This window comes from Streptomyces jumonjinensis (assembly GCF_009600885.1).
Taxonomy (GTDB): domain Bacteria; phylum Actinomycetota; class Actinomycetes; order Streptomycetales; family Streptomycetaceae; genus Streptomyces; species Streptomyces jumonjinensis.
Map to the genome: position 1 here is coordinate 80667 of NZ_VCLA01000199.1, position 16347 is coordinate 97013.

The following is a 16347-nucleotide window of genomic DNA, read 5'->3' on the forward strand; positions in this document are numbered from 1 at the left end:
AGACTCGCGGTCTGCAGAAGCCCCGGATTCCCCTTCGTGGCCGCCGGCTGTCAGTCCTCGTCCGGGATGGCCTGGGCGCCGTCCCGTCCAGGCATCCGGACGAAGGCCGGGTTGGTCGAGATCGCTGAAGACTCCATGTGGTCGGCCTCATCGGACGCGCCGTCGGCACGCAGTACCCGGATCAGATCATGCAGGACCGCCGCCTGGTTCCAGTCGTACGCCCCGCCCTGGTAAATGGCCAGTGTTGCCTCCAGGTCGCTGCGTGCTTCGTCCAGCCGGCCCAGTTCGCGGTGGGCGACCCCGCGCAGGTGCCTGGCCATGGCCTCCGCGTACGCGTCGCCGGCCCGCCGGGTCACCTCGATAGCCTCGTCGAGGGGTGCCAGTGCCTCGCCCGGTCGGCCCTGCCTCAGGTGCAGCAGGCCGACGTCCCGCTGGGTGTGGGCGTACCACATGTCGTCCCCGAGCTGCCGGAACAGGCCGAGGGCCGCCTGTGCCGAGGCCCAGGCGTCGTCGAACCGTTCCATACCGGCGTACACACGGATCCGCGCGTTGTCGATGCGGCCGATCCACTGCCGCTCGCCCATCGGGCCCAGGATGTCCTCGGCCTTGTCGTAGGCCACCAGAGCGTCCTGGCGGCGGGCGAGCAATCGGTAGATCTTGCCCAGCGCGTACTGGCTCCGTGCTTCCCACACCCTGTCATTCAGGACGCCGAAGTCACGGATCGCCTGCTCCAGGAGCAGGGCGGCCTCCTCGAGCTTGCGCAGGTAGCCGAGCGTCTCGGCCAGGGTGCGCCGAAGGCGTGCCTGCGCCCGTCTGTCCCCGAACCCGTCGGTCAGCCGCAGTGCCTCCCGTTGGCTCTCCTCCGCCTTCTCGGGTTGCCCGCGCCACCGCTGGAACTCGCCCAGCTTCTCCAGAGATGCCTGGACGTGCCACAGGTCGTTCTCCGCGCGCAGTTCCTCGACGACCGTGGTCATGTGGTCCAAGGCTGCCGGATAGTCGCTCTTGGCCCCGTAGGCACGCGCGATGACCATTCGGTCCCGTGCCGTCAGCGTGACGGCGGGATCCGGGGATCCGCCCGGCAGGAGCAGCTCCAGGGCAGCGTCCGGCAACTGGTTCCCCAGGGCGACCACGGCGCGGCCGCGACGCAGGCTCCGGACCACCCGGGCCCGCTGCTCGGCCCTCGCGTCGAAGAGATACCGGGCCGAGTCCGGGGACAGGTTCACGTCGTCGAGGAAGTACGTCAGGCCCTCGGCGATCTCCACCCCCTCGGGCTCCATGCCCAGGCGGCGGGCGCGGGTGATCGCCCACTGGATGCGTTCGCTCTCCTCCGCTACCCAGGAGCCGGCTGTCTTGCGCTCCAGGTCTCCCGCCCGCTGGCCGGATGCTTCGGTGCCGAGTTCCGGGGCCCGGCCCGCCGCCAGGTAGACGACGGCTTCCCGGTAGGCGCCGACCAGACGCTGCTCGGCGCTGCGGCGCTCCGCCGGGGGCAGAGCTTCGTACTGCTCCCGGGCGAAGACGCGCACCAGGTCGTGGAGGCTGTAGGAGGGCTCCACGTCGTCGCTCCGGTGGGCCTCCATCAGGCCTACGCCGACGAGTTCGTCGCACACTCTTCCCGCCATCGCCGGAGTCGGCAGGATCCGCCCGACATGCCAGTCGGTCAGCCTACTCACGGGTAGGGAGGACATCAGCCCGAACGCCTGCCGTGCGCTCTCCGGCAGGTCCCGGTAGATGAGGGAGAGACATGCCTGGAGGCTGTCGTTCTCGTGGACCAGCTCGTGCAGCCGTGCGTGTTCGTCCGCGAGCCTCGCTCGCATCCGCCGGAGCGTCAGGTCCTCCCGTGCGCAGATCTTCCCGCCGACGATGCGCAGCGCCAGCGGAAGCCTGTCGCAGAACTTCACGATGTCCAGGGCCGCGCCGGGTTCCGCCGCGACGCGTTCCCGGCCCGCGTGGGCGCTGAGGATCTCCAACGCCTGTTCCTCTGCGGGGAGTTCCACCTTCAGCGGGTGGCGCCTGGTGATGTTCCCCGCCGACAGGTTCCTTCTGCTCGTCACGAGTACCGAGCATCCGGCCCCCACGGGCAGAAGCGGCTGGATCTGCTCCGTGCTGTGCGCGTTGTCGAGCACGATCAGCAGGCGCATGGCGTTCGTGAGACTTCGGAAGCGGGTGGCGCGGTCGTCGACGCTGCGGGGGATGTCCTCCTGCGCCGTCCCCAGGTTCCGGAGGAACACCTCCAGGACCTCCCCGCTGTCGCGCGGCGTGGCGGTGCCGCCTCTCAGGTCGACGTACAGCTGACCGTCGGGGTAGTGCTCCTTGACGCGGTGCGCCGCGTGCAGGGCGAGGGCCGTCTTCCCAGTGCCGGCCGCGCCGTGGACGACGGTCACAGCACACTGCCCGGCGGACGGGTCCGCGGGCAGTGTGCCGCTCGTCGGGGTCGGCACATCCCGGAGCCGCTCGATGAGGCTGCTGCTGAGCACCTCCCGCCCCACCAGTAACTGTTCCGGGGGGAGCTGGTGGCGCTCTTCCAGCCCGGCCCGTACCGACACGGCCAGGTCGTCCGCCGAGTGGCGGTACAGGAATACGGTCAGGCCGGCCATGACCACGGCCGCGCCCGCGAAGGCACCGAGCGCCCACTCGTCCTTCAGCTCACTGAAGATCAGGTCTCCGGTCATCCCGCAGACGGCCGCGACCGCCGTGGCACTCCCGAGCAGGAGCCGCTTGCGACGGGTCTGCGCCTGAACCGACACCCTGTCCCCCCGGAGTCAATGTGGGCGGATGATGGCACAAATCAACCGCCCACGACATGCGGAGGACTGAATCGAGACAGGCAGTCCGCATGCCCCCCGCGCCACACTGTCGGCAACAGGCAACGGCCGACAATCAGCGAAGAATGCGCATGGATGAGATCTTGTTGCTGGCGTTACCGAGATCGCTGCTTACTGATCGTGCGCCAGCAGCGATCGAAGTTCCGGTGGAGTTCGCCCCGTAGTAGAGCACAACACGGTGGTAGGTGTTGTCGATGTACGAATCTGCCCTGCCGTCGAATCCCCATGTCGAGCCCAGGTTCTGACAGCCGTACTCGCGGAACTTCAGCATCCTTCCTTCGAACCCATTTTCGTCGAAGAGGCAGAGAGCAGGGTCCTCCACCGGATGCGCGACCGAGCGCGGGCACTCACTGGGCACAGCAGGCGCGGTAGGGGCAGCCACCATGCCACCGGTGAGGAGAGCGACGACTGCCCCACCTCCGGACACGAACGCCCGTGCTGGATGTGCATCCAGAACACCGGGGTGAGCGCGCGGCGGTCCTCGTCGGTGAGCAGGCTGACCCAAAAGGATGGACAGTTCCTGCTGGTCATGGCGGCTGGAGGCGAGTTCGCCGCTCTTGCCGAAGAACAGCATGGCCGACCTGATGGCCCGCCGCCTCACCGGCGAAGCCACCCCGAACCGGCGCGGAACCTGACCCGGGGCCGAACACAAACCACCAGACCGAACACTCAGTAAGGGGTGGCTTGGGCGAGGAAGGCCATGAGGTTCGAATGGCGGGGTGCCACTCCCCCGGGAGGCCACAGTTACGCGCCCCTGATCGCCAACCCCTATGCCTGCGGGCAGGTGGCGTGTATCGCTGCGTAACTCATCTGGGTTGTAGGCACCCCGAACGGGTGAAGGGCTCGCGTGGGCCCGGCAGGGGCCGGTGGGGACTGGCACTCTCGTCCCCAGGTCTATCTGGTGGGGGTAATCAATGGGCATGAGCGGTGCTGAGCGGACCTGCTGGTTAGGAGCGAGGGCGCTGTCCGGGCCGTCCGGGCTGGGGACCGCCGCCGCGCGGATGTTCCGCCCCCGGCCGGCGTCGGTGCGTGACGACGACGGGCTGGACGGGCCGCCCCCGTTCCGGGTCGACGAGGGGCTTGGCAGGCAGATCAACGCCATGCTGCTGTCCTGGGCCGAGGGGATCGGCCTCTACGGCGGGCACCTCGACTATCTGGAGAAGTGCGACTTCGGCCGGTACGTGATGCTGACCCATCCGAACACCGACGACCGGGACCGGCTGTTCCTGGCCGGGCAATCCATGGCGGCGCTGTTCGCCCTGGACGACTACTACGTCGACGACGTCCGGGCCGGTGCCGCCCTCGACCAGGTCGCCCGGCGGCTGTCGGTGGCCATGTCGGCCATCGACCGCCCCTACCTGACCGACCGCTACGACCGCGACACCGACCGCGCGATGCGCGCGGACCCGGTCCTGGTGGCCCTGCGCGACTACATCGATCACACGGCCCGGTACGCCACACCGCAGCAGGTCGCCCGGGTCCGCCATGAGGACCTGGCCCTCTTCGTCGCGATGGCCCAGGAATCCAACTGGCACATGCGCAAAGAGATCGCACCTGTCTGGGAGTACCTCGGATCACGCCAGGCCAACAGTTTCACCCCGTGCCTGACGCTCATCGACATCGTCGACGGCTATGAGCTCTCCCACGACCTGTATTCCCACCCGCCCGTACGCCGGGCCGTGAAACTGGCGGGTCTCATCACCGTCGTCGTCAACGACCTGCACTCCACGCTTAAGGAGAGCGACGCAGGCGTCTACCAGTTCGGTGTCCGCGAGGCGATCGCCGCCGAGGAAGGCTGCTCGTACCAGGAAGCGCACGCCCAGGGCGTGCGTCTGCACAATGACCTGATGGCCGCCTTCGACGACCAGTGCCGCGACCTCATGCGCTGCGCGACTCCGCAGCTGGGACTGTTCCTGAACGGGCTGGAAGCCTGGCTCGCCGGGAACCGGGAATGGCACCGCACCAGCGCCCGCTACCACGACACCCGGGGCCACGACTGAACCGGACCGATGCCGAAGAGCCGGGCCCCGGAGGATGTCATGGCTGGTCCCCCGGGGCCTATCGTGTGCCCTGGGCTGGTGTCAGTTCTCTTCGGTCGGCGTGGTGGTGAGCCAGTCGGCGGCTTCGGCATCAGCCATGAGCAGCGCCTGGGTGGGGTGGGCGGTGCCCCCCTGGATGACGTGGACGCGGCCCGGGTGCGGACGGCCCTTCGGGGCGGGGCCGGCCTGCGGGGCGAGTGCGCCGGGTGTCGGCCGCGGCCCGGGCGAGGATTCGTGAGGACCTTGCCCTCGCCGTAGTCCTTGAAGCATGCCTGACCCGCCACAGCGGACGCCGCACCGTCATCGGCGTCACCGGGAAACTCCCCGCGCCTGCCGCTGGGACAGCGTACTCACCGGCCTCTCTTCGTCTCCGCACCGGCCGCATTGTCGTGGACGAAGTCCTCTACAACCGCGACGGCGCGCCCGCCCTGCCGAAGTCGTTCACGACCCACCTGGGTGGACTGTGGTGGGACACGGACACCGGACAGCGGGAGTTCAACCTCAAGGGCGCCTCGCGCATCGAGTCCGGGCACAGCTACATCGCGGTGCTGGTCAAGGACGAGGACACGAGCGAGTACGAGCCGGCCGCATACGGCGGCGTACTCCCCTTCGACGGGGGGCAGTGTCGGCCTTGGCGAGGTCGAAGGCAGCGCCCGTAGCACCCTCTCGGCTGCCAAGACCGTGGGTGACATGTACCAGACGCTGAAGGGTAGGACCGCCACCGAGGTCAAAGAGCTTCTGAAGGGCGCCGATCTCTACCCGGCTGCAGCTGCCAATCCCGAGCTTCCCGCAGGTCAGCGCTATGAAGAAGTGATCAAGGCCGAAGAGGCCGGCAAGCAGTAAGCAGGCCCACCAGATGGCCGGCGCAGCCGACAGAAAGGTCGGGCCAGTCATCCTTCTTCCGCCACCTCTTCCTCTGGCCCGGCCGCCGCCGTGCGGCCGGTGGAACCGGCGGGTCGGGTGATCCGTCCGACCACCGCGGACATCGAACTCCTAGGGGGCGGACATATGCGCAAGAGTCTGGGCGGCGCGCTGGCGGCAGTGCTCGCGGTCACGGCGACGGTCGCGGGATGCGGCGAGACCGCGTACGACGACGCGGCGCGGGGGCCGGTGATCGGGGGCACGCCCCCGGCGAAGCCGTACGACGGGCCGCTGGACGTGCCGGTCGAGGAGGTCAGCGGGGACGACGAGGACGACCCCCGGCAGATCCGGGACGCCTCCGGCGCCGCCGGGCGGGCGCTGGAGTGCGACGGGGAGGTGTACGGCGGCGGGAACAGCGACCCCTGGAGCAAGGGTGACGGCGGATCGACCCCAGAGGAGGGCCTGCAGGTCTACTTCGACATCGAGCAGCCCGATGTCCCGAGGAGCGGCTATCGCGTGGAGCGCACGGAAGGGGAGCGGGTGCTGTACTCCTTCGACGTGAAGGGCGAGACCAAGGTCGCGGTCGTCGTCGCCAAGGACCGGCCGGACCGTCCGGGCTGGGGCCCGGAGACCAGCGCCTCCTGCGACCCGGCCGAACTGCCGGCGAGCTACACCGACTCCAGGGACTACGAGATCTGGACCGACGCCCAGGGTCGCCGGGTCCCCATCACCCGGATGACCGGCTACGCCGGGGCCGAGCACTGCGACTGGCAGTCGGCGCACTTCCTGAGCCTCAACGACGGGCGGGAGGAGCAGACATACGTCCGTGACCCCGAGGGGGTGTTCTCCCCCGAGGAGTTCACCACCCGGTACGACGGGGATGTCACCCTCCCGCGCGACGCCCGCGACACCGGCTTCCGGCTGGGCGAGCGCGCCCTCTTCCGTACGCCCGACACCTCCCGGGTGTACATCCGCACCCCCAACGGCGTCGAGCTGTGGCCCGCGCCCAAACGGAGGCTCGGCTGCGCCTGACAGCTTCGGGGCGGTGGTGGCGATGACCGCGCCGTCGGGACGGTCATCGGTGGGCTGCGCGGCAAGCCGGTCCCTGGCCACCTCGGGGATACGGACGCCTGCGGCAGAGTCTGCGAACGGGCACACGGGCCGGAGGCCGGCCCCGGAGCCGCCGTGAGACGATCCGCTGGTTGATCTTGAGAGGGGCGTCGGAGCTGTGGGCGACGTGAGGAGCCGGGTGTGAGTGTGGGTGGGGGGCAGGGCGGTTCGTCCGTGTCCGACGAGGAGTGGGAGCGGTTTCTGCGGGAATCGGTGGACGGCGCGCCGGGTGCGCCCGAGGAGCCGTCGGCGCGGGCCCGGGTGGTGGCGCGGCGGCTGCGCGAGAACCCCGGGAAGCCGGAGACGTGGCGCGCGTACTCTCCGGCCCGGCCGAAGCGGAGGAAGGCGTGGTACGCGGTCGGGCTGCTGTCCGCGGTCGCCCTGCTCGTGGTGGCGGTGGATCCGGGGCGGGTCGCGGGCTGGTTCGGTGCTGGCGACGGGGCTGGGGAGCCGCTCGCCGCGGAGTCGGAGCGCCCCGGCGGACCGCCGTCCGCGGAGACAGCCCTGCGGCCGTCACTGGAGGAGCCGTTCAGGGGGTCGCCTGCGGCGCGCTGGGCGAGCGGCACGGTCGGGATCACGGTGCCCGCGGCCAAGGCCACCGGGTGGATGAGCACAGCTCAGGTGGAGCAGGCCCTCAACCGGACCCGGGACTTTCTCGCCGCGTCCAGCCTGGACCCGGGGGTGCTGCGCGGTGAGCGCCCCGGACGGGCGATCGCCCTGATCAACCCGCGTCAGCAGGACGTCAAGGACTTCCTGTCGACCGCGTTCCGCGCGCCGGACGAGGAGAACAACCCGCTGCTGCTCTTCAGCCGGTTCGACGACGCGCGTGTGCGCCTCGTGGGGGACGAGGTCAGGACCCGGGGCCGCATCACCTATCGGGAGGGTGAGCGCGGCGCCCTCCAGGTGGCCGCCGATGTCACCTATGTGTACCCGGTCACTCCGGCGGCGGGCGGCGGCGAGGTCGCGCGCACGGTCGTGCGGCGCGAGGTGGTGGTGAACTGGGACGATCCCGCGAAGGTGGTCACCGTGCCCGGGACGCTGTCCCTCGTCTCGTACTCGGTCGACATGACCAACGGCGGCTGCGGCGCCGTCACCGGCTATCTCACCCCGCAGTTCGGCGCCGAGCAGCCGGTCGACGCGGGGGCCGGTCGACGCGTCGACCCGTACGACCGCAGCACGCCGATGGACGAACGGATGCGGAAGTCCGCCGGCGAGGAATGCGGAACCGCCACACGATCCTGAGCGTGTACTCTCCCGGCGTTCGTCATGCTGCCCGCTGCGCCAGTCGGGCTCAGTGCTTCTCTCAGGCGAGGACGGCTTGGACGCGGCCCGGGTGCGAGGGCGACTTGGAGACGGGGCGGGCCAGTGCGGGGCCCCGGGTGCCGTCGGGCAGAGGCCCCGTCGTTCTGCGGCCTGCTCTCGGTTCTGTCACCCATGAGGGTTGAAATCACCGGAGCCCAGACGGTCACGTGCCGCCGGCCTGCGGAGGACGAAGGGCCCTGGTGTGACCGCTCCCCAGACGCAGGACCACCGGCCGGATGGGGCCATCAGGTGAGCGTGTGCTCGATCACGAGGTAGTGGGCCGGGGTGATGACCGTGGTGATCTCGACGGCGTGCCGGTCAGCGGTCCGGCCGGTGCGCAGGATGTCGGTGACTGTGCGTTCCGGGGAGATTTCCAGGGCGCGGATCTCGGCTTCGATGAGCAGGCGGCTTCGGTGCCGGGCCTGCACCTTCCGACGCGGCCGGCGGCGTCACGGACGAGGTCTGGGCACGTGCCGCCGAGCACTTCGACGAGGAGCAGCTCGCCGCCCTGGTGTGCGCCATCGCACTCATCAACGCCTTCAACCGCTTGAACGTCATCGTCCAGCAGCCCGCCGGTGACTGCCGACCCGGCCAGTTCGCATAACCCGGAGTTCCCGGGTCCGGCCGCCGGTGCCTCCCCACGGCTGCAGCATCGCACGCCCCGGCACTCCTCACCGGGGCCCGGGGCATCGTTCCCGTCCGCCCCGGCGGCCCGGCTGATCCAGCGCGCCGGCCTGGCTGAGCTGGGCTTTCAACCCTTCTCTTACCCACTTTCTGGTGGGCCGGACGCTGGTAGGGCGGGCCGGGGAGCCGTCCTCGGGACCACGTGATCAGGACGGCCGCCATGGCGGGATCCGGCTCGGAGCAGGCGGGCGGCCGGGGCCGGTCGGCAACACCGGGGGCAGTCCTTGCCGGCTTTGATCTTGTGGTTATCCACGATGGCAAGCGCCCGGGCAGGCGGCAAGGATGGGTTGCGTCGCGGGACGATCTTCGTCGGCCCGGCCTGGCGTCGTGAGAGTGGGCCTCCTGTGGGTCTCTCACAGCGGCAGGGACCGAGTCATCCGGGAGGGTGGGGGCGGTGTCGTGTTCCGTCCCCGACCTTTCTCCATGATGCGTCGTCTGGCTCGCGACTGGAGCGACATCACGTGTTCCGACACCCGGTCCCACCTTCCATGAGCGATCCACTGAAGACATCCGACTCGGCACGCTGCCAGTACATCCCGGCCCAGACCACCAGCCGTTGCGCTGCTTCCTGGCCGTGCCTGAACAGGTGACCCGGCGGCGGCCGGCCCACACGTATTGAGTCCTAAGGAGCGTTGTGCAAAGCATCAACTCGACCGCGGGGTGGACCGCGGCTGCCAGGGAACTGGAGACCGTCCGGGCGGACCGCATCCTGGAGGATCCCTTCACGCTGTGCACCGACACCGAACGCCAGCAGTGGCAGGACGTCGTGGTGTCCGTGCTCGGGTACTCGCCTCCCGTCGTCGCGATACGGGCCCGGATGGGGGACGAGGCAGTCCGGATGGCCGTCGAGGACGGCATCCGGCAGGTCGTCTCGCTGGCCGCGGGCCTCGAATCCCGCGCCTTCAGGCTGGAACTGCCCACCGACCTCCTCTACATGGAGGTCGACCTCCCCGCTCTCCTGGAAGCCAGGCAGCGTCGGCTGGCCCAGGCCGGGCTCTCCCTCCAGCCGGGCTGTCGCCGGGTCGAGGTCGCCGCCGACCTGAGCGGTCAGTGGAGGCAACAGCTCGAAGACGCCGGATTCGACCCCACGGCCCGGACACTGTGGATCGTCGAAGGGCTGCTGCCCTATCTGGACTCCGAGACCTGCCACACCCTGCTGCGCACCGTACGGGACATGTCGGCCCCTGACAGCCGGCTGTGGTGCGATCACGTCCACCCCGATGTCTTCACCGCGACGCATTACTCGCCGGTCCTCGCAAGCCTGGACGAGCTCGGGGTGCTGTGGGCCAGTGGCTGGACGGATCCCGTGGCACAGCTCAAGGCGGAGGGCTGGGAGGCCCGTACCTGGACGGTCAAGGACCTGGCACGCCCCCAGGCCGACAATCCGCCCGCGGCGTGGATGCCGCCGGTGCCCGCCAGAGCGGACACCTCCGACTCCGGATACCACTGGCTGATCTGGGCGCACACCGCCTGACCATGCCCCCGCTTCTCGTTTTGGAGAGAGCATGAGCCTGCCCACCGGCAGCACAGCGGCCCCCGGCACGGCGGTCGCCGAACACCACGAGATCCTGCGCGCACTGACCGGCACACCCAAGCGCCTCGCCACCAAGTGGCTCTACGATGCCCGGGGCAGTGAGCTCTACGCGGCCATCTCCCAGCAGCCCGAGTACTACCTCGACGAGGCCGAATGGGAGATCATCGCCCGGCGCGGCGCGGACATCGCGGCCCTGACGCGCGCCCGCACCTTGGTGGATCTCGGCGCGGGCTCCGGCCGCAAGACCCGGCTGCTGCTCGACGCCCTCCATGCGGAGGGCTGCCTGGAGCAGTACGTGCCCGTCGACGTCAGCGACGCCGGTCTGCGCAGCGCCGAGCAAGCCCTGCGCGCCAGCCATCCGCAGCTGGACGTCCGGCCGCGCGTCGCCGACTTCACCGCACCGCTGGGCCTGGACAAGGCGGACGCCCCCGTCCTGCTCACCCTCTTCGGCGCCACCTACGGCAATTTCCAGCCCGCCGGGGGGCGACAGCTCCTGGCCACCCTGAGGGCCCAGCTGCGGCCGGGCGACGGACTGCTGCTGGGCATCGACCTGGTCAAGGACGAGAAGACCCTGATAGCCGCCTACGACGACCGGGCGGGAGTGACCAATGCCTTCGTCAAGAACGGCCTGACGGTCCTCAACCGGAAGCTCGGTGCGAACTTCCGCCTTCACGACTTCGACCACGATGTCACGTGGGACCCGCGGCAGAAACGTATCGAGAACGCATTACGGGCCCGGCGCTCCCACACCGTCACACTCGCCGCGCTGGACCGCGTCGTGTCCTTCACGGCCGGAGAGCGACTGCACGTGGGGATATCGGCCAAGTTCTCCCAGGAAAGAATCAGTTCCGAACTGGAGGCGGCGGGCCTGCGGCTGGACCGCTGGTGGACCGACGACGCACACCGCTACGCCGTGGCACTCGCCTCGGTCGATGACGGCCTCGCCCCTCTTCGATGAAGCCGACGCCGGGACAACCCTCGCCGGCACCACGTATCACCGGCCACGCAGAGGGTTGCGCCGAGGGCGGCTGAACCGTTGGCCGGACGGTTGCTTTCATCGGGGGACTGGAGGTACTGCCGGACGTATGCCCCCTGGCTGTTCCCGGAGGGACACCCAGGGCTCCCCCTCACCGACAGCCGGATCGGCAAATGCCTTCACAAGATCGGGATCCAGCCGCGGCACCGGGTGGCCCTTCCCATCCCATGTTCGCGGGGAGAGGGAAGGGCGCAACCGTGGCACCGCGGCCCCTGTCCGGCCCAGTCAGCCAAGTACCCCTGCGAGCGGGGTGACAGCCGTGGTGCGCACCGTCTCCGCGTCCCGTGCCAGTATCGCCACCAGTTGTGTACGCCGGGTGATCTGCAGCTTTTTGTAGGCGCTGGTGAGGTGTGACTCCACGGTGCGGCGGGTGAGGCACAGCACGGAGGAGATCTGGGCGTTGGTGTGCCCTTCGGCCGCCAGTTCGGCAATGCGCCGCTCGGCGGCGGTCAGCGCTTCACCGCCGTCCCCGGTCTGCGGCCGTCTGCGCGCCCGGCCCTCGCGCAGCGCCTTCTCCGTCATGTCGAGGAGACGACCGGAGAGTGCCGGGCCCCCGGTCCCGGGAGCGGGCGCGGCCAGCCGCAGCGCCACGGCGTCCGCTTCACGCAGCGCCTCGCGTCCCTTGCGGCCGTTGCCGGCCCCGATGTGGGCCCGGCCGAGATCGACCAGGGTCTCCGCGCACTCCACGGCCGCGGGGCTCGGCCTGAGCAGCTCGGCGGCCTCGGTCAGCGACTCCAGGGCCAGCCTGCCGCCCACGGCTGCGGCGTACGCCCGCAGCGCCCGGCCGACCGTACGCGCGGTTCCCCAGGTCCGGGCGTGGTGCAGCTCCTCCTCGGCAAGCTCGCGGGCCTCCTTCCGCAGCCCGAGCCGCCCCAGAGCGAGCGCCGCTCCGGAACGCCACGGCGTGGCGATCGGACTGACGAAGTCATGGGCGCTCTGGCCGGCTCCGCAGGCCAGGTAGTCGTCGACAGCCGCCTGCCAGTTGCCGTCCGCCGCGTGCAGCAGGGCCCGCGTGTAGCTGAGCTCGTTCCACTCCCAGGAACTGTCGCCACCGGACGGGCCGACGGCGGTCACCGCCTCCCACGCCTCGGCACGCCGGCCGACCTCGAAACGGGCGGTCGCCACCATCGCCGTCAGATGCGGCAGGCGGACGCCCTGCCCGGCGGATGCCTCCACCAGGGCGGCGTTCTCGGCGATGACGCGGTGGAATTCACCCGCCCAGAGTGCCGCTTCGGCCCGGACGCTGAGGAGGCACTGCAGGCCCACGTCCGTCAGGTCCGGGGGTGTGGGCGGTGCGGGCAGGCACATGTCGGCCAGCTCGCGGGCCTCGGGCAAGCAGTCCGCCCACTGCAGGAGGGTGGCCGCGCTGCCCAGCCAGGCGGTCCGCAGACGCGGGTCCACCGGTGCCGCAAGGCGCGGCCGGACCCGGGCGAGTACCTCGGCCGCCGAGCAGAGCCCGGCTCCGGCTTCGTACTCGGTGATCAGTCCGCACACCAGCGGCTCGATGGCGGCGGGTGCCGTCGGCGCGAGCGCGCGCAGGCCGGCGATGGCGCCGCGCCAGGCGGCGGTGTCGTGCGAGGAGACGAGGGCGGTGAGGGTCTGCAGAACCTTCACGAGCTCGTCGTCATCCGCAATGCGGCTGGCCTGGTGCAGGACCCGTAGCGCGGTGTCGGGACTTCGGCCCGCGACGAGGGCCGCGCTCAGGGCGGTCGCCGCAGTCGCCCGCTCCTGGACATCGGTGTGCAGTTCCAGTCCGGTGCGGAGCCTGCGGATACCGGCAGCCGCACTGTGCGGGAGCTCCAGGGCACCGAGGCGCATGGTGAAGGTCGCGCGCCGGTCCGGATCGAGCGGACCGCTCAGCGCGTGGCGCAGGTACGCGGCGGCCTCGGCGACACGACCGGCGCGCACCGCGTCTTCCGCGGCCTCATCCAGGGAGCGGGCCATCCACACTTCGCCGGGCCGGTCGACGTGCAGGAGCCGGGAGGCCACGGCCGTCGCGGCTGCCCCGCTCTCGTCGAGCAGTTCGGCGATGCGTGTGTGCAGTGCGGCGATCTCTCCCGGCTCGGCGGCGGCGAGGACGGCTTCCCGCGCGAGGGGATGGCTCAGCAGCCTGCCGAGACGGAGCATCGAACTCGGGCTCGGGGGGCGCTCGTGCGGGCAGAGGTCAAGGATCCGTTCGAGGAGATCGGGCTCGGCGGGCGTCCCGTCCTCGGATGCGACGGCGAGGGCGAGGCAGACCTGGCGTGAGTGCGGATCGACCCGGTGCCGGATCCAGTCGGTGATCGTGTCGCGATAAAGGCTCTGTGCGGGGGCGGACGACGAGTTGGGAAGTGGCCCGTCACCGAGGTCGGCGACGAGCGCCTGCACCAGGGCCGGATTGCCGGCACTCGCGTCAACGCAGGTCACAGCCTGATCCTCACCCAGGCCGGCGGCTCGGGCGAAGCGGACGACGGCGGACGCGCTGAGTGAGCGGAGGTCGACGGACGTGCCCGTGGCGGGCGGGAGCGGTATCGGACCGGACGGGTCGGCGCACGCGGTGAGCACCAGCAGGACAGGAAGTTCGGCGATACGGCGCGCGAGATAGCCGATCCAGCGCTGGGAAGCCTCGTCGGCATGGTGCAGGTCGTCCACCGCAAGCAACATCGGACGCTCAGCGGCGGACCGGGCCACACACGTCACCAGCCGGTGGAACACCCGTTGTTCGTCCGGCCCGGCGAGAGCCGAGAAGGGAACGTCGACATCGTCCGCGAAGAGCTGCCGGACGAGCCCGAACGGGAACGCCGTCTCCTCCGGCACGCCACGCGCGCACCCGATCCGCATGGCGCCGTCGGCGGCCTGCCGCCGGACGATCGCATCGAGCGCGGCGGTCCGGCCCATGCCGGCCACCGCCGCCGAGAGCAGCATCCAGCGTCCGTTGCCCGCCCGCGCGGCTTCCGCAGCCGCCACGGCCGTGCCCAACACCTCGTCGCGCTCCATCAGCACCTGTGCCCGCTCCCCTTTCTTGCGCTGTGCCGGCATCCGCAGGCACCGCTCGTCTCCTAGTCGGAGTCTCAGCTTCCGCAATGAAATGACAGCGAGCGGCCATCGGGAAGCCGGGCGTCGGCCAGGCACCGTGCCATTCCGGTCAGTTCGCGCCCGGGCGGGTGCGGTACATCGCGGCCCCGTGCTGGTCGGGGCCGGTCCGGAGATGCCATGCCTCCGCCGTCCCGGCCCGTTTCCCCATGTGCCCTGACGTCACCCGGGTATTCATGCCACCGCGGCCCTCATGGTGCCGCTTCGGGCCCGCGACCGCTCACCGCGGCCGTCCTGCGCCATGTGCACCGCCGGCGGCGGCAGGGGCTTCAGCCGGGCAGGCCGAAGCGGGGTTCCTCGGTGCGGGGGCGTTTGAACTCGTAGAAGCCCGGAACACCGGCCATCAGCAGGAAGCCGTCCCACAGCCGTCCGGCCGTCTCCCCGACAGGGGCCGGAGAGACGACTGGGCCGAAGAAGCCGACCCGTTCGCCGTCCTGTCCGGCGACCGACAGCACCGGGGTGCCGACATCGCCGCCGGCCAGGGCGATCGCCTGCGCATGTGAGGAGCGGACCGCCTCGTCGTACTCGGTGGATCCGGCGACTTCGGCGATCTCCCGGGGCAACCCGGCGTCGGCGAGGGCCGCCGCGAGACCTCCCCAGTCGCCCTGGAGGTGGAAGCGCGTGCCCAACGCGGTGAAGAGGTCACCGAGCGCCCGCCGGCCGAACCGCTGTTCCACCGCGGCGCACACCCGCACCGGCGCCCACATGTACTCCTCCCATTCGCCCTCGGGTTCGTCGTCCCGGTGCTCGTTGAGCACCGAGAGACTCATCACCCGCCAGCGGATGGCCACCGGTCGTACCTTGCTGACCTCCACCAGCCATCGTGAGGTGATCCATGTGTACGGGCAGACGGGGTCGAACCAGAAGTCGACGGTCCACAGCACGCCGTCGCCGTCTGCCGTGAACGCCGGACCGAACACCCCGCCCGTGGCCACCGACTCGAACTCGCCGCTCATTGCGCCCCCTTGCCGCTCTCCGGCCTCGCCGGCCAAGCTTGACACACCAGGGTTCGGCACCATCCCTTGCGCATCACCGCTTCGCAGGAGAAGCCGATCACGGCCGACCACAGCGACCGCACCCCCCATACCCCGGTGCCCCGGTGCCCATGCCCTCAGTTTCAGCAGTTCGCGGGCGAGCGCCTCACCCCACCACCGCTCGACGCGCTCGGGCGTCCAGCCTCGTTCGCCGGTGAACGTCGTGAAGACGTCGATGGAGCACAGCGCGGCGTCGTCCGAACGCCGCCGTCGCGAGGCGTCCGCTCCGGGTGGACCGCCGTCCGACCGGCCGGCGGTCCGGAGGGGCCCACCTCACAGGGCACGGTAGACAGAACGGCAGGTTCGGCACATCGGAGTTACAGGGCGCTGACACCATCGTGAAACCACGCTGAGTGCACACTGCCGCAACCTCGGCGGCATGACGACAACGACATCACCCTCACTCGCCATCGCGGCGAAGGGGCTGCGTAAGTCCTATGGCGACAAGGTCGTTCTCGACGGTGTCGACCTGACCGTCCCCGAAGGGACGATCTTCTCCCTGCTCGGGCCGAACGGCGCGGGCAAGACCACCGCCGTGAAGATCCTCTCCACCCTCGTCTCCGCCGGCCCGGGCACCGGCGACATCCGCATCGGCGGCCACGACCTGGCCACCGACCCCCAGGCCGTGCGGGCCGCGATCGGCGTCACCGGCCAGTTCTCCGCCGTCGACGGCCTGATCACAGGCGAGGAGAACATGCTCCTCATGGCCGACCTGCACCACCTCCCCCGCAACGAGGGACGGCGCACCGCAGCCGAGCTCCTGGAGCGCTTCGACCTCACCGAGGCGGCGAAGAGGCCCGCCTCCACCTACTCCGGCGGCATGAAGCGCCGTCTGGACATCGCCATGACGCTG

At 70.6% G+C, this 16347-nt stretch carries 13 protein-coding genes and 1 pseudogene; 9 read left to right on the forward strand and 5 right to left on the reverse strand.

The window, feature by feature from the left end:
* Nucleotides 1-50: 50 nt before the first annotated feature.
* Nucleotides 51-2744: a tetratricopeptide repeat protein gene (locus FF041_RS35135; RefSeq protein ID WP_153526481.1), complete on the reverse strand. Its 2694-nt coding sequence runs from the start codon at nt 2742-2744 to the stop codon at nt 51-53.
* A gap of 133 nt (nt 2745-2877) precedes the next feature.
* Complete coding sequence (locus tag FF041_RS38450; RefSeq protein ID WP_194292311.1) at nt 2878-3396, reverse strand: peptidase inhibitor family I36 protein; 519 nt, start codon at nt 3394-3396, stop codon at nt 2878-2880.
* Between the two features lie 346 nt (nt 3397-3742).
* Here FF041_RS38450 and FF041_RS35145 point away from each other — a divergent pair, with 346 nt between their 5' ends.
* The 5 genes from FF041_RS35145 to FF041_RS35165 all read left to right on the forward strand — a co-directional run bounded on the left by FF041_RS35145 (nt 3743) and on the right by FF041_RS35165 (nt 8074).
* Nucleotides 3743-4822 (forward strand): terpene synthase family protein, encoded by a 1080-nt coding sequence (locus FF041_RS35145; protein ID WP_194292312.1) that lies wholly within the window; start codon nt 3743-3745, stop codon nt 4820-4822.
* A gap of 428 nt (nt 4823-5250) precedes the next feature.
* A complete protein-coding gene (locus FF041_RS35150; RefSeq protein WP_153526488.1) occupies nt 5251-5520 on the forward strand; it encodes a hypothetical protein in 270 nt (89 codons plus the stop codon).
* 31 nt (nt 5521-5551) lie between these two features.
* Nucleotides 5552-5704, forward strand: a complete 153-nt coding sequence (locus FF041_RS35155; RefSeq protein ID WP_153526490.1) for a hypothetical protein — start codon at nt 5552-5554, stop codon at nt 5702-5704.
* A 165-nt stretch (nt 5705-5869) separates the two neighbouring features.
* A complete protein-coding gene (locus FF041_RS35160) occupies nt 5870-6754 on the forward strand; it encodes a hypothetical protein (RefSeq protein WP_153526492.1) in 885 nt (294 codons plus the stop codon).
* 219 nt (nt 6755-6973) lie between these two features.
* Nucleotides 6974-8074, forward strand: a complete 1101-nt coding sequence (locus FF041_RS35165) for a hypothetical protein (protein WP_323393624.1) — start codon at nt 6974-6976, stop codon at nt 8072-8074.
* Nucleotides 8075-8379: 305 nt separating this feature from the next.
* Here FF041_RS35165 and FF041_RS35170 read toward each other — a convergent pair whose 3' ends face one another.
* On the reverse strand, nt 8380-8562 hold the full coding sequence (locus FF041_RS35170) for a hypothetical protein (RefSeq protein WP_153526494.1): 183 nt from the start codon (nt 8560-8562) through the stop codon (nt 8380-8382).
* Here FF041_RS35170 and FF041_RS39800 point away from each other — a divergent pair.
* The 3 genes and pseudogenes from FF041_RS39800 to egtD all read left to right on the forward strand — a co-directional run.
* Nucleotides 8553-8738: pseudogene (locus FF041_RS39800) on the forward strand (carboxymuconolactone decarboxylase family protein); the annotation flags it as partial. The gene FF041_RS35170 and the pseudogene FF041_RS39800 sit on opposite strands and share 10 nt — an antisense overlap.
* Nucleotides 8739-9452: 714 nt before the next feature.
* A complete protein-coding gene (locus FF041_RS35180; protein WP_153526496.1) occupies nt 9453-10292 on the forward strand; it encodes a class I SAM-dependent methyltransferase in 840 nt (279 codons plus the stop codon).
* A 31-nt stretch (nt 10293-10323) separates the two neighbouring features.
* Nucleotides 10324-11310 carry an L-histidine N(alpha)-methyltransferase gene (gene egtD, locus FF041_RS35185; protein WP_153526498.1) on the forward strand — a complete coding sequence of 329 codons (987 nt, stop codon included), beginning with the start codon at nt 10324-10326 and terminating at the stop codon, nt 11308-11310.
* 303 nt (nt 11311-11613) lie between these two features.
* On the opposite strand, the gene FF041_RS35190 is transcribed toward egtD, so the two are convergent.
* Nucleotides 11614-14406: an ATP-binding protein gene (locus FF041_RS35190; RefSeq protein ID WP_153526500.1), complete on the reverse strand. Its 2793-nt coding sequence runs from the start codon at nt 14404-14406 to the stop codon at nt 11614-11616.
* Between the two features lie 323 nt (nt 14407-14729).
* Nucleotides 14730-15416, reverse strand: coding sequence for a DsbA family protein (locus tag FF041_RS35195; RefSeq protein ID WP_228388862.1), 687 nt, complete (start codon nt 15414-15416; stop codon nt 14730-14732).
* Between the two features lie 457 nt (nt 15417-15873).
* Between FF041_RS35195 and FF041_RS35200 the strand changes: the two genes are divergently transcribed.
* On the forward strand, nt 15874-16347 hold a 474-nt coding region (locus tag FF041_RS35200; RefSeq protein WP_153526578.1), incomplete at its 3' end, for an ABC transporter ATP-binding protein.

Bases quoted from the DNA above. Each gene is read 5' to 3' on its own strand.
- FF041_RS38450 (WP_194292311.1), bottom strand. From the start codon at position 3,396: ATGCTGTTCTTCGGCAAGAGCGGCGAACTCGCCTCCAGCCGCCATGAC.
- FF041_RS35145 (WP_194292312.1), top strand. From the start codon at position 3,743: ATGAGCGGTGCTGAGCGGACCTGCTGGTTAGGAGCGAGGGCGCTGTCC.
- FF041_RS35155 (WP_153526490.1), top strand. From the start codon at position 5,552: ATGTACCAGACGCTGAAGGGTAGGACCGCCACCGAGGTCAAAGAGCTT.
- FF041_RS35160 (WP_153526492.1), top strand. From the start codon at position 5,870: ATGCGCAAGAGTCTGGGCGGCGCGCTGGCGGCAGTGCTCGCGGTCACG.
- egtD (WP_153526498.1), top strand. From the start codon at position 10,324: ATGAGCCTGCCCACCGGCAGCACAGCGGCCCCCGGCACGGCGGTCGCC.
- FF041_RS35190 (WP_153526500.1), bottom strand. From the start codon at position 14,406: ATGCCGGCACAGCGCAAGAAAGGGGAGCGGGCACAGGTGCTGATGGAG.
- FF041_RS35195 (WP_228388862.1), bottom strand. From the start codon at position 15,416: ATGAGCGGCGAGTTCGAGTCGGTGGCCACGGGCGGGGTGTTCGGTCCG.